The organism is Providencia sp. PROV080, from assembly GCF_033688105.1.
Classification (GTDB): domain Bacteria; phylum Pseudomonadota; class Gammaproteobacteria; order Enterobacterales; family Enterobacteriaceae; genus Providencia; species Providencia zhejiangensis.
In genome coordinates this window covers 265505-289142 of sequence record NZ_CP096346.1, presented here as the reverse complement: position 1 = coordinate 289142, position 23638 = coordinate 265505, and the positions used below count along the sequence as shown (strand labels likewise).

Here is a 23638-nt window from a genome sequence, read left to right as displayed (position 1 = left end):
CAATGGCTCCGTCATAACACGGAGCCACAATCGGTTATATCACTCGAGAAAATTGACGTTGACGCATTTGATTGCGTAAATAAACATCGAAACACATACAAATATTTCGAATCAACAAACGGCCTTGAGGGGATACCTTAATTGCTGTATTTGTTATTTCAACTAACCCATCTTCCGCCATCGGTTTTAACAAGGCTAAGTCTTCCGAGAAATATTCTTTAAAATTAATGGGATAAAGAGATTCAATTTGTGCATATTGAAGCTGAAAATTACAAATCAGCGTCTTAATTACATCTCGACGCAAACAATCGTCATCGGTTAATACTAAACCACGCCACAACGCATGACCTTGCTCTTCAACCTGCGCATAATAAGTTTTTAAATCTTTTTGGTTCTGAGCGTAGCTATCCCCAAGCATGCTGATAGCAGACACGCCTAAACCTAACAAATCACAGTTCCCTTGCGTGGTGTAACCTTGGAAATTACGGTGTAAAACGCCTTCGCGCTGTGCTATCGCTAACTCATCTTGTGGCTTCGCAAAGTGGTCCATACCAATAAACTGATAGCCTTGTGACGTTAATGTCGCGATCGTTTCTTGCAAGATATCGAGTTTTTGCTCTGCGCTCGGTAAATCGTCATCTTTAATTTTACGCTGTGCAGCAAAGAGGTTTGGTAGATGCGCATAATTGAATACGCTCAGGCGGTCAGGCGACAACTCAATCACTTTTTGCAGAGTGAAAGCAAAGCTTTCTGGTGTCTGTTTGGGTAACCCATAAATAAGGTCAATACTCGTTGATGTAAACCCCGTTTCTTTTGCTCGATTAATCAACGCAAAAATGAAATCCTCATCCTGCTCGCGGTTCACCAAGACCTGAACTTCTTTATTAAAATCTTGCACGCCCATACTTAGGCGATTAAATCCTTCACTCCGCAAGTGATCGATCATGTCGAGTTCAATTTCACGCGGATCAACTTCAATCGACATTTCAACATCGTTTGAGAAATGAAAATGTTTTTTTAATAGTGCGACAAGATGGCTCACTTGAGCTTTATCGAGATAAGTTGGAGTTCCTCCCCCCCAATGCATTTGCGTCACAGTGCGATTTTTTAATAGTGCGGCACGCTGAATAATTTCTTTTTCAATAACTTGTAAATATTCATCTGCTTTATGCTTTTGCCGTGTCACTAGCTTATTACAGCCACAAAAATAACAGAGCTTATGGCAGAATGGAATGTGAACATAGAGCGATAATGGATTTTCAGGATAGCGTTGCGTTGCCGCCACGAATGCACGTTCATCATACGACTGATTAAACTCTAAGGCCGTCGGGTATGACGTATAGCGGGGTCCTGAATAATTATATTTTTGGATAAGAGAAAGATCCCAAACGATATTTTGCTCTGACATTAACATTCCTTAATTGGCCGAATGCCGGTTTACAGGCCACATCTTATGTTTTTTTATTGGCTAACTTATATACACGACATAATAACATAAAAGAAATTATAACTTGTGATTGGGCGGTGAGAGTTGATGCAACACCAAAAGTGATACAGTTTGAATGAAATTTGTTCAATACTCCCCCAGCAAGCAGGGGGAGTGAAAAAGACGCTTATTGACTTTTCAAGATGCGCATAATGTCATCCAGTTTTTCTTCATCTTCCTCTTCTTCTTCATCAGTGAGCTCGATACCCAGAATAGACATCAACTCATCAATACGGTCTAAACAAGTATCAATGTATTTTTGCTCTTCCGTGGTGACCGTTTCACCCTCTTCTAAACGCGCTAATAAGCTATCTAAACGATCGTCCTGCTCCAGCATTTCTAGCTCTTGCTCGGGTGATAATTTCACTTTTGCGACAGGCTCTTTTACTGGCGTCGTACGTGTGGAAACGGCATTTGCATCAACCACTAATGGGACTGGTTTTTTGCTACCAAGGCGTGGGTCAAGGCTGTCGTTTTGCTTGCCAGACTGACTATTAGACGATTTTTCTTGATAGCGAGCCCCCGATTTATTGCCACGATGCTTTTTCTGGCGCTTACGCTCACGCCCTTCTGCATTGAGCTCTTCTTTTGTTTTGCGATACTTTTTCTTCGTTTTGCTAGCAGTTTTACTTGCCGGTTTTTTTGGTGAATTCATGGTCTGATACCTTGATAAGTCAGTTTCTGCTGCGGAATCTAGCAGAATCCCTCAAGCTGTGAAAGCATTTGCGCAGCAATTAAAACGGTTTTTTTGTATTTTGCATGGCAGCTTTGTTGATTATAGCTCGAATTGGCTGTCATAGAGAGGAGTTGATAAACAAAACGGCTCCGACGATTGGAGCCGTTTGATAGGAAAGAAGATTAAGCGTCAACTAAAACCATTTTTAAAATAAATAAAACGGAAACTAAAATGACGCATGGCCCCAACTCGCGCCAGCGGCCGGTACCCACTTTCATTGCGCAATAAGCGATAAAGCCTAACGCGATCCCTTCCGTGATCGAAAAACTAAAGGGCATCATCACCGCAGTAATAAATGCAGGAACTGATTCCGTTAAGTCATCCCATTTCACACGCGTTAAACTTGATGTCATCAACACCCCAACGTAGATCAGCGCGCCAGCTGTCGCATAAGCAGGAACCATACCCGCTAGTGGTGAGATAAACATGGTCAATAGGAATAACACACCAACCACAATGGCAGTTAACCCTGTACGTCCGCCAACCGACACGCCAGAAGAGCTTTCAATATAAGCAGTAACGGAGGAGGTTCCCATCGCCGAACCCGCGACAGAACTGAGGCTGTCGACATAGAGCGCCTGCTTCATGCGAGGGAAAGTTCCACGCGCATCCGTGATCCCTGCTTTATCTGTCACACCAATCATGGTGCCCGAAGAGTCAAATAAGTTAACTAACATAAAAGCAAAAATAACGCCTGATAACGCTAAATCCAAGGATCCCATAATATCAACTTGGCCAACAACGGTCATCACGCTCGGCGGCATAGAGAAGATACCATTGAACTGCACATCCCCTAATGCAAGGCCAATTAAGGTTGTGATCACAATGGAGACCAGCACTGCCGCATGGATATTACGTGCCGCTAGGATCGCAATAATGAAAAAGCCCAAAGCCCCTAACCACACGTTATGTTGGGTAAAGTTACCGATAGAGACGAGTGTATCTGGGTTCGCCACAATAATACCCGAGTTCTTCAGCCCCATCATCGCAATGAACAGTCCGATACCACTGGTGATACCAACGCGTAAACTTAATGGAATATTCGCGATGATCCAATAACGAATACGGAATAGGGTCAAAATGAATAAGCCAACAGCTCCCCAAAATACAGCCCCCATCGCCACTTGCCATGAATACCCCATCGCACTGACGACGACAAACGCAAAAAAAGCATTTAGCCCCATCGCTGGAGCTACTGCGATTGGCAGATTTGCCAACAGCCCCATCAGAATACTGCCTATCGCCGCAATTAAGCAGGTGGTGACGAAAACAGCTTTAATATCCATCCCAGCGACAGATAAGATTTGAGGGTTAACAAAGACAATGTAGACCATTGTGAGAAAGGTGGTGAAGCCCGCAACGACTTCTGTTTTCGCCGTTGTCCCGTGTTCTTGTAATTTAAACACGCGTTGAAACAGACCCTGTTGTTGTCCAGAGCTAGAAGATTGATTACTCATTAGATATAGCGCCCAAAAAAAGTTTTTTTCGCCCTATCCTACAACAAACAAATCGAGAGTGTTACCGTTAAAATGAAAAAAAGAAAACGTTTGCGTAAATCAAAGATCCATAAATGAGTTAACTTACTGATACAACAAGATGAATTGAAATAGACAGTAGAAAAATAAAATTTGCATAAGCAGTGGCGACCCCATCAGCAATCGCCACCTTGAATTGATTAAGATAACGCGAGTAGTTTTTGTCTACGCCAAAATAGCAAGGCACGCTTTGGCGCAAATGGTTTAGCCCCTTGATGACTATTTAAACGTTTTGCCACGAAGTTCGCGATCATCTCTAACGTTAAGCACATAACAAAATAAATAAAGGCAACAAATAAGAAAATTTCGAGTGGATACACCATTTCACGGTTATTCACTTGTGTCGCCAAAAATGACAATTCCGCGACACCAACAATGTAAGCAAGGGAAGTGTCTTTAATCAAAGCCACCCATTGATTAATAAATGAAGGAACCATCATACGTAATGCTTGCGGTAAGACAATTTGCCATAAAACTTGCCAACGGCTAAAGCCTAATGATAATCCGGCCTGCCATTGCCCTTTCCCGATAGCAAGAATACCTGCTTTTACAGCATGAGCTAAATAGGCAGAGGTGATTAATGCGAGCGCACAAACGACCGAAGCGATGCCCGGTATTTCTGTTCCGAGTACCACAGGTAAGAAGAAATAGGTCCAAAAAATTAGCATAATGACTGGAATAGCACGGAAAAAGCCTAAAATAGCCGCGAATAGGTTCATCCAAAACCCTCGTAACATGGCTAATGCAACACCGCTAAGTGTTCCCAGCACAATCGATGCGGCACCCGCAATTAAGCTGATAATCAGTGTAAGGGCTGCACCTTCTATAGGACCATCAGGAAAAGCGCCAAATAACAAATATTGCCAATTTTGTTCAATCACTGAAAAATCCATCTTATACCCCTTCCACTAAATTTCGTTGCGCTCGCCATTGTCCCCAGCCTTCCATAACCGCAATAATGGCGATATACAGCACTGTTGCGAGGCCAAATGCAGTGAATGTTTGTAATGTTTGGCTTTCCACTTGGCGTGAGACGTAAGAGAGCTCAGCAACACCAATTGCCATGGTTAACGACGAGTTCTTAACAACATTCATGTATTGCCCCAGTAAAGGAGGCATGGCGATTTTCACCGCTTGTGGCAACACAACATGTTTCATGGCTTGCCATCCCGTTAAACCAAGTGCAAAGGCTGCATATTTTTGGCCTTGGCGTACACCACGGATCCCTGAGCGTATTTCTTCAGCAATAAATGGTACCGTATATAATGTTAACCCAACAAAACCCGCTAAGAATTCAAATGAAGGCCAGCTCAGCGTGATACCTACCACATGGATTTCATGCGGTGTATTGAGCCATGCCATCATCTCCGATGATAAAATCTCCCCTGACGCAAAATACCAAAAAAACAGTTGAACCAGTAAAGGTGTATTACGGAAAATGGAAACATACACACTGACCCCCCAACGTAGCGGGGCAATTTGGCTATCCTTTGCCGCGGCAACGACAAAACCTAATAGCGTTGCAGCAATGATGGTACAAACCGAGATCCAAATCGTCAGCAAAAAGCCATAGCCAAACCATTCCAAATACTCAGGAGCCAAAAAATGCTGAGAAAAAAATTCGCCGCTAATAAATTTTTCAAACATAACTGCTGCCTTGTATAACTAAGAACCCCGCAATAATGAGCGGGGTTATTTATTCTGAAGTGCTGATTCAACATATTGAATCGATATATCAGATGGTTATCATTATTTTTGTTGTTCAAGAGGAGCGAATTTGAATTCACCTCGAGGTTGCGCTGCCTTAGTATCAGGGCCAAACCAACGGTTATAAATCTGTTCTGCTTTGCCTTCTTTTTCTAATTTCAACAAGGTGTTATTCACATTTTCGATTAAACGCGTTTCACCTTTTACTGCTGCAACCGCTTGATATTCACGAGTGATACTAAACGGAGATATTTCAAAATCAGCCTTCACTTTTTCTGGCAAGTTACCCAGCAGACCGACTAACTTCGCGTCATCTTGCGTTATCGCTTGGACATTACCATTGCGCAAAGCAGCAAATGCTTGTGGCGTGTCATCATAAGAGATCACTTTCGTATTTGGATAACGCTCACGTAAGGTCACTTCCTGTACCGTGCCTTTATCCGCACCAATACGTAATGGGGCAATATCGTCAGGCGTTTTCAAGACCCCTTTGCGAGCAATAAACTTCTGCCCTGTCGCAAAATCCGGAATCGAGAAATCAACCTGCTTAGCGCGTTCGTCAGTAATTGTGAAATTTGCCCCAATGAGATCAACCTTACCTGATGTCAGTAGAGGAATACGGTTAGCTGGGTTAGTTGGACGCAATTCCAATTTCACGCCGAGGTCATCGGCTATCGCTTGCGCGATATCAACATCATAGCCCGCGAGTTTTTTTGTTTGTGGGTCAATAAAGCCAAATGGTGGATTACTGTCAAACACAGAGATACGAATAACACCAGCTTGCTTAATATCATCCAATTTATCTGCATTGGCGACATTGGCCACCAGCGCAAGGCCTGCAAGTAGTGCGGTAGTTAAAACGCGAGCTTTCATTGAACACCTCTGACGGTAAATTTATGTAAATCGACTACCACAAATTATCAAGGAAGGCTTATCTCTTGAAATACTATTAAATGATATATTTATATCAAAAAAGAATATACGCGCAAAAATAGGTCACCAAGCAATGAAGAGAGCCTGTAAAATGATTCACGTTACCTTTAAGGGTTGTTTAATGCGTACAATCGTTATGAGGACCTTTAATGAGGATGAATAAACGGTTTTTTCTAACTAACTCGTCCGTGTTTAATATCATATGAAAATAGCGTGATAACGGGAGTCTTTTAAAAGATCACCAAAAACCTAAAATCTGCATCAAATAAAAACACTCTAAGCATATCGAAATGAACGAAAACGACGCTCAATAACCTCACTCACACGTGTTGACGCTGGCGATAAAAAACAAAACCCCAGTCACACACATAAGTCTGTGACTGGGGTTGGTAATGACAACCAACAATGCGACAACGCAAAGTTTGACCGTTATTTTTTGGTGATCATTTTTTCCAATTGATCGCCACCTACATGACGGAAATCTTGCCCTTTCACATAGTAAAAAATGAATTCGCAAATGTTTTGGCATCGATCTCCGATACGTTCAATCGAACGGGCACAGAACAATGCCGTTAATACACTTGGGATCGTCCTTGGATCTTCCATCATGTACGTCATCAGTTGACGTACTATTCCTTCGTATTCTTGGTCAACTTTTTCATCTTCTCGATAAATCCGAATCGCTTCTTCCAAATCCATTCGCGCAAAAGCATCAAGCACATCATGCAACATTTGTACCGTATGACGCCCTAATGACTCAAGGCTAACCAGCAAAGGTTGATGTTGATGAGAGAATTTTTCTAATGCTGTTTGGCAGATCTTATCGGCAACATCCCCAATTCGTTCGAGTTCAGCGATGGTTTTTGAAATAGCCATAATGAGGCGTAAGTCACTGGCTGTTGGCTGACGCTTAGCAATGATTTTCACGCACTCTTCGTCAATAGCCACTTCCATCATATTCACTTTATGGTCATTTTCGATAACTTCGCGCGCAAGAGCCTCATCCTGATTATGCATGGCAGTGATCGCTTTGGTGAGCTGTTCTTCAACCAGCCCTCCCATTGTCATCAATTCTGTATGGATATGTTCCAATTCAGCATTGAACTGCCCAGAAATATGTTTGTTGTGATTCAGCGTATCCATAATCGGCTCCCTATCAACCGTAACGACCTGTAATATAGTCTTCGGTTTGTTTCTTTTCAGGTGTGGTAAACATCTTGTCTGTGTCATTAAACTCAATCAACTCACCTAAATACATAAAGGCCGTATAATCCGAACAACGTGCAGCCTGTTGCATATTGTGAGTGACAATGACCACGGTATATTCAGATTTGAGTTCGCTGATCAACTCTTCAATACGCCCAGTTGAAATGGGGTCAAGGGCTGAACATGGCTCATCCAATAATAAAACTTCAGGGCGAATAGCGATACCACGAGCGATACACAAGCGCTGTTGCTGACCACCAGAAAGACTATAACCACTTTGATGCAGTTTATCTTTGGTTTCATTCCACAGCGCAGCTTTGGTTAACGCCCACTGAACACGTTCGTCCATCTCAACACGCGATAACTTTTCAAATAAACGGACACCAAAGGCAATGTTGTCATAAATAGACATCGGGAAGGGTGTTGGTTTTTGGAATACCATACCGACTTTGGCACGTAATAACGCGATATCTTGTTTATCAGTCAAAATATTTTGACCGTCTAACAGAATCTCACCTTCTGCTCGCTGCTCACCGTACAGCTCATACATTTTATTAAAGGTACGCAGCAGCGTTGATTTACCGCAACCGGATGGGCCGATAAATGCGGTGACTTTGTTTTTTTCAATATCTAACGAGATATTTTTTAGTGCGTGGAATTTACCGTAATAAAAGTTAAGGTCACGTACTTGAATTTTACTGTTTGCGATCTGATTTGCATTAATCATGGCAACTTCTCTCTATAAATCTCTATTCAATCCGGGTGTTAGTGTTTTTTCTTAGCAAACACAACGCGTGCGATAATGTTAATTAACAGGACACATAGGGTGATTAATAGAACCCCTGCCCATGCCAGTTGTTGCCATTCCGAGAACGGACTCATCGCAAATTTAAAGATAGTCACAGGCAAGTTAGCAATTGGCTCACTCATATCTGTGCTCCAGAACTGATTCGACAAAGAAGTGAACAGTAATGGTGCGGTTTCACCCGCAATACGAGCAATCGCTAGCAAGATCCCTGTAATAATCCCGGATACAGATGCTTTAAGCGTAATAGATAAAATCATTTTCCATTTTGGCGTACCTAACGCATATGCGGCTTCACGCAAGCTATCCGGCACCAGTTTCAACATATTTTCCGTTGTGCGGATAACAATCGGAATCTGCAACAGTGCTAAAGCGATAACGCCTGCCCAGCCAGAGAAGTGCTGCATTTGTGCAACCACAATGGTATAGACAAACAGACCTACAACAATTGATGGTGCAGATAACAAAATATCATTAATGAAACGCGTTACAGAAGCGAGCCATGATTTACGGCCATACTCTGCCAAATAGATCCCTGCTAAGATACCTAAAGGGGTGCCTATCACCGTTGCCCACAGAATCAACAAGCCACTTCCGACGATGGCGTTAGCGAGGCCACCACCTTCAGTATTCGGTGGCGGAGTCATCTCTGTGAACAAGTTAAGGGACATCCCATCAATCCCTTTGGTCACCGTTGAAAATAAAATCCAAACCAGCCAGAACAGACCAAAGGCCATGGTTAACATTGAAACAAATAAGGCCATTCGGTTAATCTGACGACGCCATGCTTGACGACGGGCACGTTCTTTTTCGTTAATAACAAAATGTTGAGATGTCGACATATTAACGGCCCTCGTTCTTCGCTAAGCGCATAACCATGAGTTTTGATATCGCCAGAACAATGAAGGTGATAACAAAGAGAATTAACCCAAGTTCCATCAGTGCAGCAGTGTGTAATCCACTTTCTGCTTCGGCAAACTCATTCGCTAGTGCTGACGTAATACTGTTTCCTGGCATAAATAACGAGAAGCTATCCAGTTGATAAGTATTTCCGATGACAAAGGTCACCGCCATGGTTTCGCCAAGAGCACGGCCAAGGCCTAACATGACGCCACCAATCACACCATTACGGGTATAAGGTAAAACAATATTCCAGATCACTTCCCATGTGGTACAACCAATACCATATGCCGACTCTTTCATCATGACGGGTGTTTGTTCAAATACGTCACGCATAACGGAGGCAATATAAGGAATGATCATAATGGCGAGGATAATCCCTGCCGCCAAAATACCAATCCCGAATGCAGGACCCGAGAAAAGCTCACCGACAATCGGGATACTTGACATCACATTGCCGACAGGCTCTTGGAAATATTCAGCAAACAGAGGCGCAAAAACAAATAGCCCCCACATACCGTAAACAATACTTGGAATTGCTGCGAGCAATTCAATCGCAATACCTAAAGGGCGTTTTAACCAGTTAGGAGCCAGTTCCGTTAAGAAAAGTGCAATACCAAAACTGACGGGTACAGCAATAATCAGGGCGATCAATGACGTCACAATGGTGCCATAAATTGGCACTAATGCCCCAAACTCCTCCGCGGGTGCATCCCATTCCTTAGTCCATAAAAACGAAAACCCAAATTTTTGCATACTCGGCCACGAGGCAAAAATAAGGGAAATAATGATGCCACCAAGCATTAACAAAGTGATTAGTGCGGCAATTTTTACCAATGCGCTAAATATCACATCGCCTGACTTGCTCGGTGCTTTAAATGCCGTTGTTTTCTCGGCCATGCGCTTTGTCTCATCCTACACCTACTTTATTAGTAGGATTTAGTTACTACGTCAGAAGGCGGATGTTAATCCTAAGCATCCGCCATCCATTGCCAACCCGAGGTTCACTGATTAAAACAGTGGTTTACCTTGGCTATCTTTAACTTCTGTTTTCCATGCTGCACGTATTGCTGTCACAACTTCTGCGGGTAGTACAGCGTAATCTAATGCTTCAGCTTGTTGACCACCTTTTTCGTAAGCCCAGTTAAAGAAGTCGAGCACCGCTTTTCCTTTTTCTGCATTCGCTTGATCTTTATGAACTAAGATAAATGTGGTGGATGTGATTGGCCATGCATTTTCACCATCACGGTTAGTCAGGTCTTGAGCGAATGACTTAGACCAGTCCACTTTTTTCGCTGCCGCACTGAAGCTTTCACCTGTTGGTGAAACCACCTTACCATCCGCTGAAACGAGTTTAGTATAAGCAAGATTATTCTGTTTTGCATAAGCATATTCAACATAACCGATAGAGCCTGGTAGACGTTGAACGAAGGCTGCAACGCCATCATTACCTTTACCACCTACGCTGTTTTTCGGCCAATTAACCGTTGAACCCGCACCGATGTCATTTTTCCAATTTGAACTCACTTTCGATAAATAGCTAGTGAAGACAAAAGTGGTACCGGAACCATCAGAACGTCTTACTACCGCAATATTTTGGTCTGGTAAGTTAACATCAGGGTTCAGCTTAGCAATTGCGGGGTCATTCCATTTGGTGATTTTGCCAAGATAGATGTCACCCAACGTCGTTCCGTCTAATGTCAATTGACCAGACTGGATACCTTTCACATTAACGGCCAAGACAACGCCGCCGATAACTGTTGGGAACTGGAACAGGCCATCTTGCTTCAATTTTTCATCAGTCAATGGCGCATCAGATGCACCGAAATCAACTGTTTTCGCATTAATTTGTTTAACGCCACCAGAAGAACCGATTCCCTGGTAGTTCACTTTATTACCTGTTTCTTTCTGATAAGAGTCCGCCCACTTAGCGTAAACAGGGGCAGGGAATGTTGCACCCGCGCCAGTTAAGCTTGTGGCAGCAAAAGAAGACATCGCAGTCATTGAAAGAGTTGCTGCCATTACGCTAGCTAAGGTTGTACGCATCATTTTCATAATCCCTCCGGGGATGTATAGAAACAATTAAGTGTAAATTGTTGGTGAAATGTCACGGTAGGAAAAATAGGACAATTTGATGACAACAACATGTCTGATTTATGACAGTTTTATGACAATTGATTATTTTAGCGTATTTATTGAAGCAAAGCGGAAGGCCAATAAAAAAAATTAACAATAAAATCAGATGGTAAGAAATATAATACTCTGCCAATCTGTCATGAGGCAAAAATGACACTCTGTCATAAAAAAGTCGCACAATTCTTTTTTGCCGCCTCTCAGGATCGATCAATACTGCTCTGCTCACCATAGCAAAAAGCGCATACACTTGTCATGAGGGGATAGATAACAGTTCATTGCAAAATACGCGCTTTATGATTTTCTAAGCGCTACAGCAAATAACGATGGTTAAACACCTAACAAGCAAACCGCCATGACGTGCCCATTGACGCGTAAAATGAGCACGTTAGCGACAATAATCGATCTTATATCCAATTTCAAAATACACATAGACCGACATTATTCTTTATTTGCTTTGTGCAGCATATACTCCTTAAGCTCAGCCAGCACTTGCTCCATACCGACTTTCTTTCCCTGAGTTTGAGAGGGCGTCGTCATTTTGTGGATGCCTTTCAGTGGCGGAGGGGGCGGTGGCGTATCGATTGAAGTCTCTGAGGTTTCTTCAAGCCCCTCATACTTTTTGGCATTATTGATAAAAACTTGATGACTTTTCAGCTCTGCCAGCACTTGCGCCATACCGGTTTTCTCCCCCTGAGTTTGCGGAGCAACAGCCATTTTGCCAATGCCCAGAAACTTTGCCATCGGCGGAGGGGGCGGTGGCGTATCGATTGAAGTCACTGAGGTCTCTTCAACTCCCTCACACTTTTTGGCATTATTGATAAAAACCTGATGGTTTTTCAGCTCCGCCAGCACTTGTGCCATACCGGTTTTTTCCCCCTGAGTTTGCGGAGCAACAGCCATTTTGCCAATGCCCAGAAACTTTGCCATCGGCGGAGGGGGCGGTGGCGTATCGGTTGAAGCCACTGCGTTTTTTTCAAGCCCCTTACGCTTTTTGGCATGATTGATAAAAGTCTGACAACTTTTTAGCTCTGCAAACACTTGCTCCATCCCTATTTTCCCTGCTTTTGTTGGTTGAGCAAGCGGAGTACCAAACTCAGGCATTGGCGGCGGTACTGGAATAGATAGCGGTGATTTTGATGTTGCCAATTGATGTTCCGGTGATTGGATAACCGCGGTCAGTTGTCGACCCCACGTCACCGGTGTAGCCACCTTTTTAGGTTCTTGAAAGAACCCTATTATGGTACATCGTGTACGCTTTATTTTTTGAAATAGGGCAGATTGGTCTCCCTTTCCTTCTATCCTCGCGCATGCATTTTGACTTTGAGAAGAACGGATCGTTTTAAAAAAATTAATCTGCATAGATTCACCCAATTATTTTATTTGGATCTATTATCCAAACGAAACAATTGCTGAGTCTTTTATATAACGATTATTTTATTTATAAACGGCATGTTTTATGAGGTAAATAATTAGGAATGAATACAATTTAAGAATATTTTAGTTAAAGAGATGAGATAGGCTGACAGCTCATTTCACTAACAGCCTGTTATTCTTCTTTTTCTTTCAATGGTAACAGCGCGCGAATGGCAAAACCCCCCCGTTCGCTTTTATGAATTTCGATACTGCCCTCATGGGCGTCGACAATACGGCGGATAATCGCTAAGCCAAGGCCTGTTCCCTTATTGCTACGCGCTTTTTCCCCTTGCACAAACGGTTGAAAGAGACGTTGGATATCCTCTTCCTTAATTCCTGCACCATCATCTTCCACTTGGAACCAGACTGAGTCTTCGTTTTTACCACTGCTGACTTTAATCCAACCATTACCATAACGATAGGCATTCACGATCATATTCGTAATTGCCCGCTTAATCGCCAATGGATTGGCATTCACAATCAGATTACCTGGCTCAAATGCCGTTTCAATTTCACCTGTAACACTGCTTTCCGCGGTGACGGCTTCATTTAAGATTGCATTCAGGTCACAGAACTCCATATTCATTTCTTGACCGGTCTTCAGGTAGTCCATGAATTGACCAATGATCGCATCGCACTCTTCAATATCTTTATTGATGGATTCAGCAAGATAACCATCTTCTGGACTCATCATTTCCGTCGCTAAACGTATGCGTGTTAATGGTGTACGGAGGTCGTGGCTGACCCCTGCCATTAATATCGTACGGTCATTTTCAAGTGTTTTGATGCCGGCTGCCATGTGGTTAAAGGAGCGAATTGCGGCTCTTACCTCTGCGGCGCCTTTTTCCTGCATAGCAGGCAGAATAACCCCTTTACCTACTTGACCAGCATGGTATTCAAGCTCCAGTAAGGGTTTATTTTGATAACGGATATAGAGCCAAACACCGGCAAAAATAAACAGAAAGATTGCTAATGTATAACGGAATACTAGCGAGAATTGGTTTTGCCCTATTTCGGTCAAAGGTACCCGTACCCAGATATCGGGGGCAAGATAAGACGTTAGCCAAAGAATAGGATATTCGCGGCCAAGTTCTAAACGGACTTTAGCTTCACCGCCAATATATTCAGACATGTTTTCACTGAGGAAATCATATTCTTTAGCCCAATTTAAGCCTTCTTCCATGGCAGCTGATTGGGCATAAAATGTGATCCCTAACTCATTATAAATCTTTTTACGCAATGCAGGAGAAACCCGCACAGTGGTTCCATCTTGCAGCACCATCTTTTCCGTCATTAAAGTTCGTACTTCATAAGCCAGTACTTTATTAAACTGTTGCAAACTTGGCATCACAACAAAGTTCAATACCACCATATAGCTGGTGACAAGGCTGGCAAACAATAAGGCAACGAACAAAAATAACGAACGAGAAAATGTACTACGGCGAGAGAACCTCAATCGCTTCATGCTTTACTACCGTCCGGTACAAACACGTAACCCAGTCCCCAAACTGTTTGGATATAGCGGGGATGAGCAGGATCTTCTTCAACCATACGGCGTAAACGTGAGATTTGCACGTCAATTGAACGTTCCATCGCACTGTATTCACGGCCTCTCGCCAAGCTCATCAGCTTATCACGAGATAATGGTTCCCTTGGATGCGAAACCAGCACTTTTAGTACGGCAAACTCACCACTGGTTAAAGGCATATTTTCTTCGCCTTGGAACATTTCACGAGTACCAAGGTTAAGTTTAAATTTGCCGAATGTGATAATGGCATCATCCTGAGATGGTGCACCAGGTAGTTCATTTGCTTGACGACGTAATACCGCACGGATACGCGCCAATAATTCACGCGGGTTAAATGGTTTCGGGATGTAGTCATCGGCACCAATTTCTAAACCGACAATACGATCAACTTCTTCACCTTTTGCCGTCACCATAATAATCGGAATCGGATTATTTTGACTACGCAAACGGCGACAAATTGACAGGCCGTCTTCACCCGGCAACATTAAATCTAAAACAATAAGATGAATAGATTCTCGCGTGAGGATCCTATCCATTTGTTCTGCATTGGCGGCACTACGTACCTGAAACCCTTGTTCCGTGAGATAGCGTTCTAGTAAGGCACGTAAACGCATATCATCATCGACAACAAGAACTTTATAACTTTCTTGCATTTTGTAGCCCTCAAGATGTGCAATCTATTGAAATTATCTTTAAAAATAAGAGCATACCCACCATTCCCAAAAATTATGGGTGTCACCAAATTCACAGTTATCTAAATGATCGCCTCATCATATTAATGCGTTTTTTCGCTAGCCTGTGATAGTGGTATATAACTTAATTATTTTGCGTATAAGTTAAATATAAAATAGTTAATGCTCTAATTTACCATCAACTTGAAATTTAATGAATAATTTTACGCGTTATAGGGCTAGAGGTTTATAACTAATTTCTAATATCGAATAGGTCACAATCCCCCCCGGCGTGTTGACAGTAATTTCATCGTCAACCTGCTTACCAACTAGTGCTCGAGCTACTGGAGAGTCAATCGAAATCCAATTTTTAGAGGGATTAAATTCGTCAGCACCCACTAACCGGAATATTCTGATATTTTCATCATCATCTTCTAGTTTAACCCATGCCCCAAAAAAAACACGCCCTTCTTGCCGTGGGTCAGGTTCGACAATCCTGAGTTGATCCAATCTTTTAGATAAAAAACGAACTCGACGATCAATTTCTCGCAAGCGTTTTTTGCCGTAAATATATTCCGCATTCTCTGAGCGGTCGCCTTGTGCTGCGGCTTCAGAAACGGATTGGGTCACTCTTGGACGCTCTTCTTTCCAAAGGTACTTAAGTTCTTTGTCCAGAGCATCCCAGCCTTCGCGTGTGATTAACAGACTCTTATTCATAACCTTTATAAATTAGTAAGCAAGTTAGATAATTATAAATTATATACAGAATTATTCTTTGACTTTAATAAAGTTCGCCCTAGAAATTCTGCCTCTGTGCAAGTATAACAGTGCCATAAATTTTTTTATTATTCATTGATTAGGTATTAAAAGCGACATGAATGAAACTCTAAGCCAAATAATTGCAGCAGAGCTACAAGTTCAGACGAAACAGGTATTTTCTGCTATCACACTGCTGGATGAAGGAAACACTGTTCCTTTTATTGCCCGTTATCGTAAAGAAGTGACCGGTGGGCTAGATGATACCCAACTTCGTCAACTGGAGAGCCGTTTAGGGTATCTACGAGAGTTGAATGAGCGTAAGCAAACTATCCTTAAGTCAATAGAAGAACAAGAGAAACTCACCCCTGAACTCGCCGCTGCCATCAACAATACCCTCAATAAAACCGAACTAGAAGACCTTTACTTACCCTTTAAACCTAAACGCCGTACTCGTGGACAAATCGCGATTGAAGCAGGTTTAGAGCCATTAGCGGAAGCCTTATGGCATGACCCTAGCCAATCACCGGATGATTTAGCACAAGCCTATATCAATGAAGAAAAAGGGGTTGCTGACGTCAAAGCGGCACTTGATGGCGCCCGTTATATTTTAATGGAACGTTTCGCTGAAGATGCGACATTATTAGCCAAAGTGCGTGACTACTTGCTAAAAAATGCCCACATTGTTTCCAAAGTTGCTGACGGAAAACAAACAGAGGGAGCAAAATTTAGCGACTATTTTGATCATCAAGAGCCTGTTTCTTCCGTTCCCTCTCACCGCGCATTAGCCATGTTCCGCGGTCGTAATGAAGGGATCTTACAACTGTCACTGAATTGTGACCCACAATTTGAAGAGCCGCCTAAAGAGAGTTACTGTGAAGAAATCATTACACGTCACCTTGATGTTAGGTTAAACAATGCACCAGCCGACCAATGGCGTAAAGCCGTCATCAGTTGGACATGGCGTGTCAAAGTTCTGCTTCATCTTGAAACGGAAATCATGAGTTCCTTGCGAGAAAAAGCAGAAGATGAAGCAATCAATGTATTTGCGCGTAACCTCCATGACCTATTAATGGCCGCACCCGCTGGGATGCGCGCAACGATGGGCCTCGATCCCGGCTTACGTACCGGCGTTAAAGTCGCGGTCGTCGATGCAACAGGTAAACTCATCGCAACAGAGACTATCTATCCACATACGGGGCAAGCAGCGAAAGCCGCCGCCGTGGTTGCTGCCTTATGCCAAAAGCACCAAGTGGAATTGGTGGCCATTGGTAATGGTACCGCTTCTAGAGAGACAGAGCGTTTCTTTGCCGAAGTGCAAAAACAGTATCCTGAAGTGACGGCACAAAAAGTCATTGTGAGTGAAGCGGGCGCATCCGTTTATTCCGCTTCAGAGCTGGCAGCACAAGAGTTCCCAGACCTTGATGTATCACTACGTGGGGCCGTTTCTATCGCGCGTCGTCTGCAAGACCCCCTCGCTGAATTAGTAAAAATCGATCCGAAATCGATTGGCGTTGGTCAGTATCAGCACGACGTCAGCCAAACGCAATTAGCCCGTAAACTCGATGCGGTAGTCGAGGATTGTGTAAACTCAGTCGGGGTTGACTTAAACACGGCATCTGTCGCTTTGCTTACGCGTGTTGCTGGTTTGAGCAAAATGATCGCTCAGAATGTCGTGAATTGGCGAGATGAGAATGGCCGTTTTAACGACCGAAAACAGCTCTTGAAAGTGACTCGTTTAGGGCCAAAAGCCTTTGAACAATGTGCCGGTTTCTTACGTATCACTAACGGTGACAACCCACTTGATGCGTCTGGTGTCCACCCAGAGGCTTATCCTGTCGTTGAAAAAATTCTCGATGCCGTTCGTCAACCTCTCAAAGAGATCATGGGCAACTCACAAGCCTTGAATAGTTTAAGCCCCCATGATTTTACAACAGAGCAGTTTGGTGTTCCTACCGTCACGGATATTATCAAAGAGCTAGATAAACCGGGTCGAGACCCTCGGCCTGAGTTTAAAACGGCAACCTTTGCTGAAGGTGTCGAAACCATGAATGATTTGACATTGGGCATGATCCTTGAAGGCTCAGTCACTAATGTCACTAACTTCGGTGCGTTCGTCGATATCGGTGTTCACCAAGATGGTTTAGTCCATATTTCATCGCTGTCTAACAGTTATGTCGATGACCCGCATAAAGTGGTCAAAGCTGGCGATATTGTAAAAGTCAAAGTGATCGACGTTGATATTCCGCGTAAACGCATCGCGCTCACTATGCGCTTAGATGAGCAACCGGGTGATAGCCATAGTTCATCGCGTAGAACGAACCATTCGCAAGATAGAAACTCACGGAAAACACCGTCGACACCTCGCGATACTTCACGAAAAAATAATAGTTCCGCGGGAAACAGTGCGATGAGCGATGCCCTCGCCGCCGCATTTGGCAAAAAACGCTAAGTCAGACTCCGCAATAAAAACACCTCTACAATCGACTTTCTCTTTGATTGTAGAGGTTTTTAATCCCACCCCGACAATTTCATTACGTTAATATTTAACAAAACGAATACATTAAACTGTTTTTATTTACCTGCACAACTTAGGTTCATCAATCCGAAGTGCCCGTATACTCAATGCTTAGTTGATCCATATCAATTCAGTTTGACGAAAAAAGAGGCTAAATATAGTGAATAGTTGATGATTATAATTCTCATTATTAATTAGATTTATTACTACTTACTGTCTTTTTTGGTCCATAAAAAATTATATTTTTAATAATTATCATTACTACTCATGATAAACGGAAGGCGTTATGTCATTACTTCCTCAACATAGCTACAAAATACTCGGTTTCTCACCACAGATAAGCCCCGCTTACCGACAAAAATTGCTTTCACTTGGTCTATTACCCGGCTCTATCTTTAAGGTGGTGCGTTGTGCTCCTTTCGGTGATCCGATTCAAATCGAAACACATCGAGTGAGTCTTGTATTACGCAAAAAAGATTTAGCGTTACTTAACCTTGACGAAACCACAGCCACCTAACATCACGGATTACTGCACCAGGTCGTTATCTTAAATTTTTATTACTGGTAAACACTATGAAACCATTAACTATCGGTCTAATTGGCAATCCAAACGCAGGTAAGACCACACTGTTTAACCAATTAACAGGGTCTCGCCAACGTGTTGGTAACTGGGCAGGGGTGACTGTCGAAAGAAAGGTTGGGCACTTTAATACAACGCAACATCATATTGAGTTAGTCGACCTACCGGGGACTTACTCTTTAACAACGATTTCTGAGCAAACATCGCTGGATGAGCAAATCGCGTGCTATTTTATCCTCAGCGGTGAAGCCGATATGCTCATCAACGTCGTAGATGCCTCTAATTTAGAGCGTAATCTCTATCTGACATTACAATTAGTTGAATTAGGCGTGCCCTGTATTGTGGCGCTGAATATGCTGGACATCGCGCAAAGCCAACATATTGAAATCGATGTGGAAAAATTACAGCAACAATTAGGCTGCCCTGTTATTCCTTTAGTTTCAACTCGAGCAACGGGCATTGATAAGCTCAAACAAGCTATTGATAATCACCCACAAAATAACATGACAGCCTTGGTTGAGTATCCCGCGGCGCTATTACAAGCGGTCGATACATTATCAGAACAAATTTCAGCACAACAATTCAGTCAACAGCAGCGTCGTTGGCTGGCGTTGCAAATTCTTGAAGGTGATATTTATAGTCGCCAACGTGCAAATATTACAGAAGCACAACTACATGCTACTCAGCAAAACTTAAAAAATAGCTTAAATGAAGAACCTGAACTGCTCATAGCGGATGCGCGTTATCAATCCATCGCCGCTATCTGTGAAAAAGCGATAAACAATAGTGCTGCTGAACCTAATCAATTAACTCAGTCACTGGATAAAATTATTTTAAATCGTTGGCTTGGGGTGCCGATTTTCCTATTTGTCATGTATCTGATGTTTGTTCTGGCCATTAATATTGGCGGTGCACTACAACCGTTCTTTGAAGGGGCTTCAGAAGCCATTTTTATTCATGGCATACAATGGATTGGTGATTATTTTAGTTTCCCTGATTGGCTAACAGTATTCCTCGCCCAAGGGATTGGTGGAGGTATTAATACCGTTCTCCCACTCGTACCGCAAATCGGTATGATGTACCTATTTTTATCGGTCTTAGAAGATTCAGGCTATATGGCTCGCGCCGCATTTGTGATGGACAGGTTAATGCAAGCGTTAGGCCTACCCGGTAAATCCTTCGTACCACTGATTGTTGGCTTTGGTTGTAACGTTCCTTCTATTATGGGGGCGCGTACACTGGATGCACCACGTGAACGTTTAATTACCGTGCTCATGGCACCGTTTATGTCCTGTGGTGCACGTTTGGCAATTTTTGCCGTATTTGCGGCGGCATTCTTTGGTAAAAATGGGGCGAGTATTGTTTTTTCACTCTACATTTTGGGGATCGTGGTGGCTATCTTAACGGGCCTCCTGCTCAAACATACACTCATGCGTGGTGAAGCTTCCCCCTTTGTCATGGAACTACCGGTTTATCATGTTCCACACCTTAAAACCTTATTGATCCAAACATGGCAGCGCTTAAAAGGGTTTGTGGTTCGTGCAGGTAAAGTGATCGTTATCGCCAGTATGTTTATTGGTGCCTTGAATAGTTTCTCTTTATCCGGCAAACCCGTTGATAATATTAATGACTCTGCTTTAGCTTCCGTCAGTAAAGTGATCACGCCTGTTTTACAACCGATTGGGGTGCACACAGATAACTGGCAAGCCACAGTGGGCTTAATTACGGGGGCAATGGCAAAAGAGGTCGTTGTGGGGACCTTAAACACCCTGTATACCGCGGAAAGTATTACGGCAGAACCTTTCGATGCTGAGTCATTTGATTTGCTAGCAGAACTTGAAGATGCAGTAGTCGAAACATGGGATAGCTTGAAAGAGACCTTTACCCTAAGTGCCCTTTCAAATCCTATCGAAGCCAGTAAAGGTGATGGCGAAATGGAATCCGGTTCGATGGGAACCATGGCGGCTAAATTTGGTTCTGACATCGCGGCATACAGCTACCTCATCTTTGTGTTGCTGTATGTCCCGTGTGTTTCGGTTATGGGAGCCATTGCGCGAGAAACCAATAAAAGTTGGATGAGCTTCTCGATTTTATGGGGACTCAATGTCGCTTACAGTTTAGCGGCTCTATTTTACCAAACCGCGACATTCAGCCTGCATCCACAAAGTAGCTTAATAACCATTGTTACAGTCATTATATTTAATATGGTGCTCTTTGCCTTATTACGCCGAGCGCGCAGTCGAGTCACTCTGAATTTAGCCAGTGCTACCGCTAAATCATGTTCCGATTGCTCAGGCAAAACGTGTCACTAAGGGGTTAATCATGGTCAGCTTGTTACAAATCAGAGACTTAATTGCACTGTATGGGCAAGCTGACATTGACTTACTCTGTAAACACTCCCATGCGCCTCAACCTATGGTGCAAGCCATGTTGGAAAAGTTAGTCGCGATGGGAAAATTAGAAAAAGTGGATGTTAGTGCTTGTTTAACCAGCACAAGTTGTAAAGGTTGCCCCGAAAGTACCGCCTGTTCACACCCTATCTATAAAATCAAATAACGGATTATTGAGAGAGCAATAATATTTTGGCATTGTCTCTTTTTTAAAGTTTTCATCAAGCTGATCACTAAAATACATCATCTCATTCAATGAAAAAGAGGATGTATTTATGCCACACTTTGATAAACAATTATTTGTAAATCACACCGAAAACTACTTTCGCCAACAGAACCAAACGATCCCACCAGAAGCACAATATAACTTAAGTAAAGGACTTACCGCTTACTTCCTGATCACCTCAGTCAAAAATAAAGGGAATAGTTATATTAACTTATTATCTCATGCTCAAAATTATCTTAAATCTGATGGTAGGTCACAAAGTAAAACGGCTATTTCTCATGAGTTAATGACCGCAAGTATCCAAAAAATACTCGATACTCAGAAACCATTAGATAAAATAAAACGCTATCAAGAGTACTATTCCTGTTCCGCTAAGATTGAGGGTAAAGCGTTAACCCCCGAACAGTCACTCATAAAACATAAAAGAGCGGATGCGAGTAACCCGCATAATCCATTCGTGCAACACCAACATTTTGAAAAGTATAATGACAGAGTTCATCAATTAGCATATCAATATTTCGTAGCACTAAAATTTAAAGTGCTGCACAACGTTAATAAATTACCCCCCTCTTTAAGCCACATTTTCTTTGAAAAACTGGAAAATAGTGTTGTCGGTAATCTTGCAGAATTGGTTCGAAAGCCTAATGATGCGTTAATACAAGCCTGTCTTAATATCGCCGCAGAGCAAATGCGCTGCCCTAAATTAAAACAGTATGATCAATCGATGAAAGAAAATGGTTTAAACGCAGAAAGCAAGACAACGTTAACCTATTTATTTCAAATCAGCGCTCCCGTAGACATTAAGAATATGCTACGTGAAGACGCCCAGCTTGCCAAAACCAGCCGTAAAGAAACAGGGATACAAATTTTTATCGGTGAAGATACCTTAGCGGGTTATATTCGTAAGGATCCTAAAAAGGATACCCCCCTTTTTACACTCTTTGACCCTAATGTGGGCATCAAGACCTTCAATAACTTAGATACCTTTTTGAATAGCCTAATCACGAAAGCCAAAACCTATAGCCATCAACATGGCCTTTCAATTGACACATTGAAATACAAAAAGTTTTATCACATTCGTCCATCGGTCAACCAACCGCAATCGTTCAATCGGCATGCAACCGCTTTTGAACCTTCTGCTCCTCCATTCCCCTTTGAACCATCGGCTCCCCCAAGCGAGTTAGTGATGAGGGAGTCAAACGCCTCCCATACGCCTGCACCACTGCCCTCTTATGACAGTCTTTTTAGTTCATAACCTATTTGTTATCGCTAGTCAGTGGTCTTTTGACCACTGCTCCTACGGCTTTATCCTTCTAAACGCGCCAAAAAATCGAGTAAGTATTCACAAAACTCATCTGGATGGGAGATAAATGGCGCATGCGCACTGTGACGCATCACTACGGAAGGAGAGTTGGGATACCTATCATCCAATAAGGCAGCTACCTTGCGTGGCACGAGTCCATCGAGATAACCATAAAGGCGTAAAAACGGAACTGTGAGCTGTTTTAACTCATCGCGTAAATCGACAACGCGCAACATTTCCAATCCGGCATTGAGGGTCTCTACTTTAGGCACAGGCTGATCGGTAACAATGGCTTTAAGTAACCTAGCATCATTACGAGCACTCTCTGTTCCTAATGTTTGTAATGCCAGAAAACGTTCGACTGTGCGCTGAAAATCTGTTGCTAATTGATGTTCAAACCCAACTAATACTTCGGATCTTATTCCCGGCCAATCACTCGCATGAGCTTGAAAGCAGGGAGATGAAGCGACAGTGATTAACCCTTTTATCTGGAATGGATGGTCAAGTGCGATACGACTAGCAACTAGCCCGCCGAGAGACCAACCCAGCCAAATAGCGCCTTCGGGGGCATTTTGCCACAGCGTATTGGCCATTGTTTGTAGATCCATCGCCTCAAAACCTTGGCTACGGCCATAACCCGGCATATCAACCAGATGTAAACGAAAATGCGGGGCGATTCGCGGAATAATTGAACGCCATACCTCAGCATTCAACCCCCATCCGTGCAGCAGCACAAGATCTTGAGAACCTTCCCCAATTGTCTCCCAATACAGTTGTGTCATGGTTACACTCTCTTTTTTCACAGGAAT

21 protein-coding genes are annotated in these 23638 nt (G+C 42.9%); 5 read left to right on the top strand and 16 right to left on the bottom strand.

The window, feature by feature from the left end; all coding sequences use genetic code 11:
• Positions 1 to 34: 34 nt before the first annotated feature.
• The 15 genes from hemN to greB all read right to left on the bottom strand — a co-directional run bounded on the left by hemN (position 35) and on the right by greB (position 15773).
• On the bottom strand, positions 35 to 1408 hold the full coding sequence (hemN, locus tag M1F03_RS01255; RefSeq protein WP_154624399.1) for an oxygen-independent coproporphyrinogen III oxidase: 1374 nt from the start codon (positions 1406 to 1408) through the stop codon (positions 35 to 37).
• A 205-nt stretch (positions 1409 to 1613) separates the two neighbouring features.
• Positions 1614 to 2141 (bottom strand): Der GTPase-activating protein YihI, encoded by a 528-nt coding sequence (yihI, locus tag M1F03_RS01250; RefSeq protein ID WP_251464898.1) that lies wholly within the window; start codon positions 2139 to 2141, stop codon positions 1614 to 1616.
• A 203-nt stretch (positions 2142 to 2344) separates the two neighbouring features.
• Positions 2345 to 3679 (bottom strand): NCS2 family permease, encoded by a 1335-nt coding sequence (locus M1F03_RS01245; RefSeq protein WP_154624397.1) that lies wholly within the window; start codon positions 3677 to 3679, stop codon positions 2345 to 2347.
• 218 nt (positions 3680 to 3897) lie between these two features.
• Positions 3898 to 4650 carry an amino acid ABC transporter permease gene (locus M1F03_RS01240; RefSeq protein ID WP_154624396.1) on the bottom strand — a complete coding sequence of 251 codons (753 nt, stop codon included), beginning with the start codon at positions 4648 to 4650 and terminating at the stop codon, positions 3898 to 3900.
• A gap of 1 nt (position 4651) precedes the next feature.
• Positions 4652 to 5404: an amino acid ABC transporter permease gene (locus M1F03_RS01235; protein WP_251464897.1), complete on the bottom strand. Its 753-nt coding sequence runs from the start codon at positions 5402 to 5404 to the stop codon at positions 4652 to 4654.
• 102 nt (positions 5405 to 5506) lie between these two features.
• On the bottom strand, positions 5507 to 6337 hold the full coding sequence (locus M1F03_RS01230; protein ID WP_154624394.1) for an ABC transporter substrate-binding protein: 831 nt from the start codon (positions 6335 to 6337) through the stop codon (positions 5507 to 5509).
• A 489-nt stretch (positions 6338 to 6826) separates the two neighbouring features.
• Positions 6827 to 7540 (bottom strand): phosphate signaling complex protein PhoU, encoded by a 714-nt coding sequence (gene phoU, locus M1F03_RS01225; RefSeq protein WP_154624393.1) that lies wholly within the window; start codon positions 7538 to 7540, stop codon positions 6827 to 6829.
• Between the two features lie 13 nt (positions 7541 to 7553).
• The gene (gene pstB, locus M1F03_RS01220; protein WP_154624392.1) at positions 7554 to 8330 is read right to left on the bottom strand and encodes a phosphate ABC transporter ATP-binding protein PstB; all 777 of its coding nucleotides are present in this window, start codon (positions 8328 to 8330) and stop codon (positions 7554 to 7556) included.
• Between the two features lie 38 nt (positions 8331 to 8368).
• On the bottom strand, positions 8369 to 9250 hold the full coding sequence (gene pstA / locus M1F03_RS01215; protein ID WP_154624391.1) for a phosphate ABC transporter permease PstA: 882 nt from the start codon (positions 9248 to 9250) through the stop codon (positions 8369 to 8371).
• Position 9251: 1 nt separating this feature from the next.
• Positions 9252 to 10208: a phosphate ABC transporter permease PstC gene (gene pstC / locus M1F03_RS01210; protein ID WP_154624390.1), complete on the bottom strand. Its 957-nt coding sequence runs from the start codon at positions 10206 to 10208 to the stop codon at positions 9252 to 9254.
• A gap of 111 nt (positions 10209 to 10319) precedes the next feature.
• Positions 10320 to 11363, bottom strand: coding sequence for a phosphate ABC transporter substrate-binding protein PstS (gene pstS, locus M1F03_RS01205; protein WP_154624389.1), 1044 nt, complete (start codon positions 11361 to 11363; stop codon positions 10320 to 10322).
• A gap of 519 nt (positions 11364 to 11882) precedes the next feature.
• On the bottom strand, positions 11883 to 12803 hold the full coding sequence (locus M1F03_RS01200) for a hypothetical protein (protein WP_251464896.1): 921 nt from the start codon (positions 12801 to 12803) through the stop codon (positions 11883 to 11885).
• A 187-nt stretch (positions 12804 to 12990) separates the two neighbouring features.
• Positions 12991 to 14322, bottom strand: coding sequence for a two-component system sensor histidine kinase EnvZ (gene envZ, locus M1F03_RS01195; RefSeq protein ID WP_154624387.1), 1332 nt, complete (start codon positions 14320 to 14322; stop codon positions 12991 to 12993).
• The gene (ompR, locus tag M1F03_RS01190) at positions 14319 to 15038 is read right to left on the bottom strand and encodes a two-component system response regulator OmpR (protein WP_004923581.1); all 720 of its coding nucleotides are present in this window, start codon (positions 15036 to 15038) and stop codon (positions 14319 to 14321) included. Before ompR ends, envZ begins: the two co-directional genes overlap by 4 nt.
• Positions 15039 to 15287: 249 nt before the next feature.
• Entirely contained in the window at positions 15288 to 15773 is a 486-nt protein-coding gene (greB, locus tag M1F03_RS01185) for a transcription elongation factor GreB (protein ID WP_154624386.1), read from the bottom strand.
• 157 nt (positions 15774 to 15930) lie between these two features.
• On the opposite strand from greB, the gene M1F03_RS01180 reads away from it, so the two are divergent.
• From M1F03_RS01180 to M1F03_RS01160, 5 genes are all read left to right on the top strand, one after another.
• Positions 15931 to 18264, top strand: a complete 2334-nt coding sequence (locus M1F03_RS01180; protein WP_154623644.1) for a Tex family protein — start codon at positions 15931 to 15933, stop codon at positions 18262 to 18264.
• A 352-nt stretch (positions 18265 to 18616) separates the two neighbouring features.
• Complete coding sequence (feoA, locus tag M1F03_RS01175; protein ID WP_154622219.1) at positions 18617 to 18847, top strand: ferrous iron transporter A; 231 nt, start codon at positions 18617 to 18619, stop codon at positions 18845 to 18847.
• Positions 18848 to 18903: 56 nt separating this feature from the next.
• Positions 18904 to 21222: a Fe(2+) transporter permease subunit FeoB gene (feoB, locus tag M1F03_RS01170; protein WP_318840058.1), complete on the top strand. Its 2319-nt coding sequence runs from the start codon at positions 18904 to 18906 to the stop codon at positions 21220 to 21222.
• A gap of 10 nt (positions 21223 to 21232) precedes the next feature.
• On the top strand, positions 21233 to 21466 hold the full coding sequence (locus M1F03_RS01165) for a FeoC-like transcriptional regulator (RefSeq protein ID WP_196713896.1): 234 nt from the start codon (positions 21233 to 21235) through the stop codon (positions 21464 to 21466).
• Between the two features lie 109 nt (positions 21467 to 21575).
• Positions 21576 to 22781 (top strand): hypothetical protein, encoded by a 1206-nt coding sequence (locus M1F03_RS01160; protein ID WP_318840057.1) that lies wholly within the window; start codon positions 21576 to 21578, stop codon positions 22779 to 22781.
• A gap of 50 nt (positions 22782 to 22831) precedes the next feature.
• Here M1F03_RS01160 and bioH read toward each other — a convergent pair whose 3' ends face one another.
• Complete coding sequence (gene bioH, locus M1F03_RS01155; RefSeq protein ID WP_154622223.1) at positions 22832 to 23611, bottom strand: pimeloyl-ACP methyl ester esterase BioH; 780 nt, start codon at positions 23609 to 23611, stop codon at positions 22832 to 22834.
• Positions 23612 to 23638: the final 27 nt, after the last annotated feature.

Bases quoted from the DNA above. Each gene is read 5' to 3' on its own strand.
- hemN (WP_154624399.1), bottom strand. From the start codon at position 1,408: ATGTCAGAGCAAAATATCGTTTGGGATCTTTCTCTTATCCAAAAATAT.
- M1F03_RS01245 (WP_154624397.1), bottom strand. From the start codon at position 3,679: ATGAGTAATCAATCTTCTAGCTCTGGACAACAACAGGGTCTGTTTCAA.
- M1F03_RS01165 (WP_196713896.1), top strand. From the start codon at position 21,233: ATGGTCAGCTTGTTACAAATCAGAGACTTAATTGCACTGTATGGGCAA.
- pstS (WP_154624389.1), bottom strand. From the start codon at position 11,363: ATGAAAATGATGCGTACAACCTTAGCTAGCGTAATGGCAGCAACTCTT.
- greB (WP_154624386.1), bottom strand. From the start codon at position 15,773: ATGAATAAGAGTCTGTTAATCACACGCGAAGGCTGGGATGCTCTGGAC.
- M1F03_RS01230 (WP_154624394.1), bottom strand. From the start codon at position 6,337: ATGAAAGCTCGCGTTTTAACTACCGCACTACTTGCAGGCCTTGCGCTG.
- M1F03_RS01200 (WP_251464896.1), bottom strand. From the start codon at position 12,803: ATGCAGATTAATTTTTTTAAAACGATCCGTTCTTCTCAAAGTCAAAAT.
- M1F03_RS01180 (WP_154623644.1), top strand. From the start codon at position 15,931: ATGAATGAAACTCTAAGCCAAATAATTGCAGCAGAGCTACAAGTTCAG.
- M1F03_RS01160 (WP_318840057.1), top strand. From the start codon at position 21,576: ATGCCACACTTTGATAAACAATTATTTGTAAATCACACCGAAAACTAC.
- M1F03_RS01240 (WP_154624396.1), bottom strand. From the start codon at position 4,650: ATGGATTTTTCAGTGATTGAACAAAATTGGCAATATTTGTTATTTGGC.
- pstB (WP_154624392.1), bottom strand. From the start codon at position 8,330: ATGATTAATGCAAATCAGATCGCAAACAGTAAAATTCAAGTACGTGAC.
- feoB (WP_318840058.1), top strand. From the start codon at position 18,904: ATGAAACCATTAACTATCGGTCTAATTGGCAATCCAAACGCAGGTAAG.
- yihI (WP_251464898.1), bottom strand. From the start codon at position 2,141: ATGAATTCACCAAAAAAACCGGCAAGTAAAACTGCTAGCAAAACGAAG.
- phoU (WP_154624393.1), bottom strand. From the start codon at position 7,540: ATGGATACGCTGAATCACAACAAACATATTTCTGGGCAGTTCAATGCT.
- M1F03_RS01235 (WP_251464897.1), bottom strand. From the start codon at position 5,404: ATGTTTGAAAAATTTATTAGCGGCGAATTTTTTTCTCAGCATTTTTTG.
- ompR (WP_004923581.1), bottom strand. From the start codon at position 15,038: ATGCAAGAAAGTTATAAAGTTCTTGTTGTCGATGATGATATGCGTTTA.
- bioH (WP_154622223.1), bottom strand. From the start codon at position 23,611: ATGACACAACTGTATTGGGAGACAATTGGGGAAGGTTCTCAAGATCTT.
- feoA (WP_154622219.1), top strand. From the start codon at position 18,617: ATGTCATTACTTCCTCAACATAGCTACAAAATACTCGGTTTCTCACCA.
- pstC (WP_154624390.1), bottom strand. From the start codon at position 10,208: ATGGCCGAGAAAACAACGGCATTTAAAGCACCGAGCAAGTCAGGCGAT.
- pstA (WP_154624391.1), bottom strand. From the start codon at position 9,250: ATGTCGACATCTCAACATTTTGTTATTAACGAAAAAGAACGTGCCCGT.
- envZ (WP_154624387.1), bottom strand. From the start codon at position 14,322: ATGAAGCGATTGAGGTTCTCTCGCCGTAGTACATTTTCTCGTTCGTTA.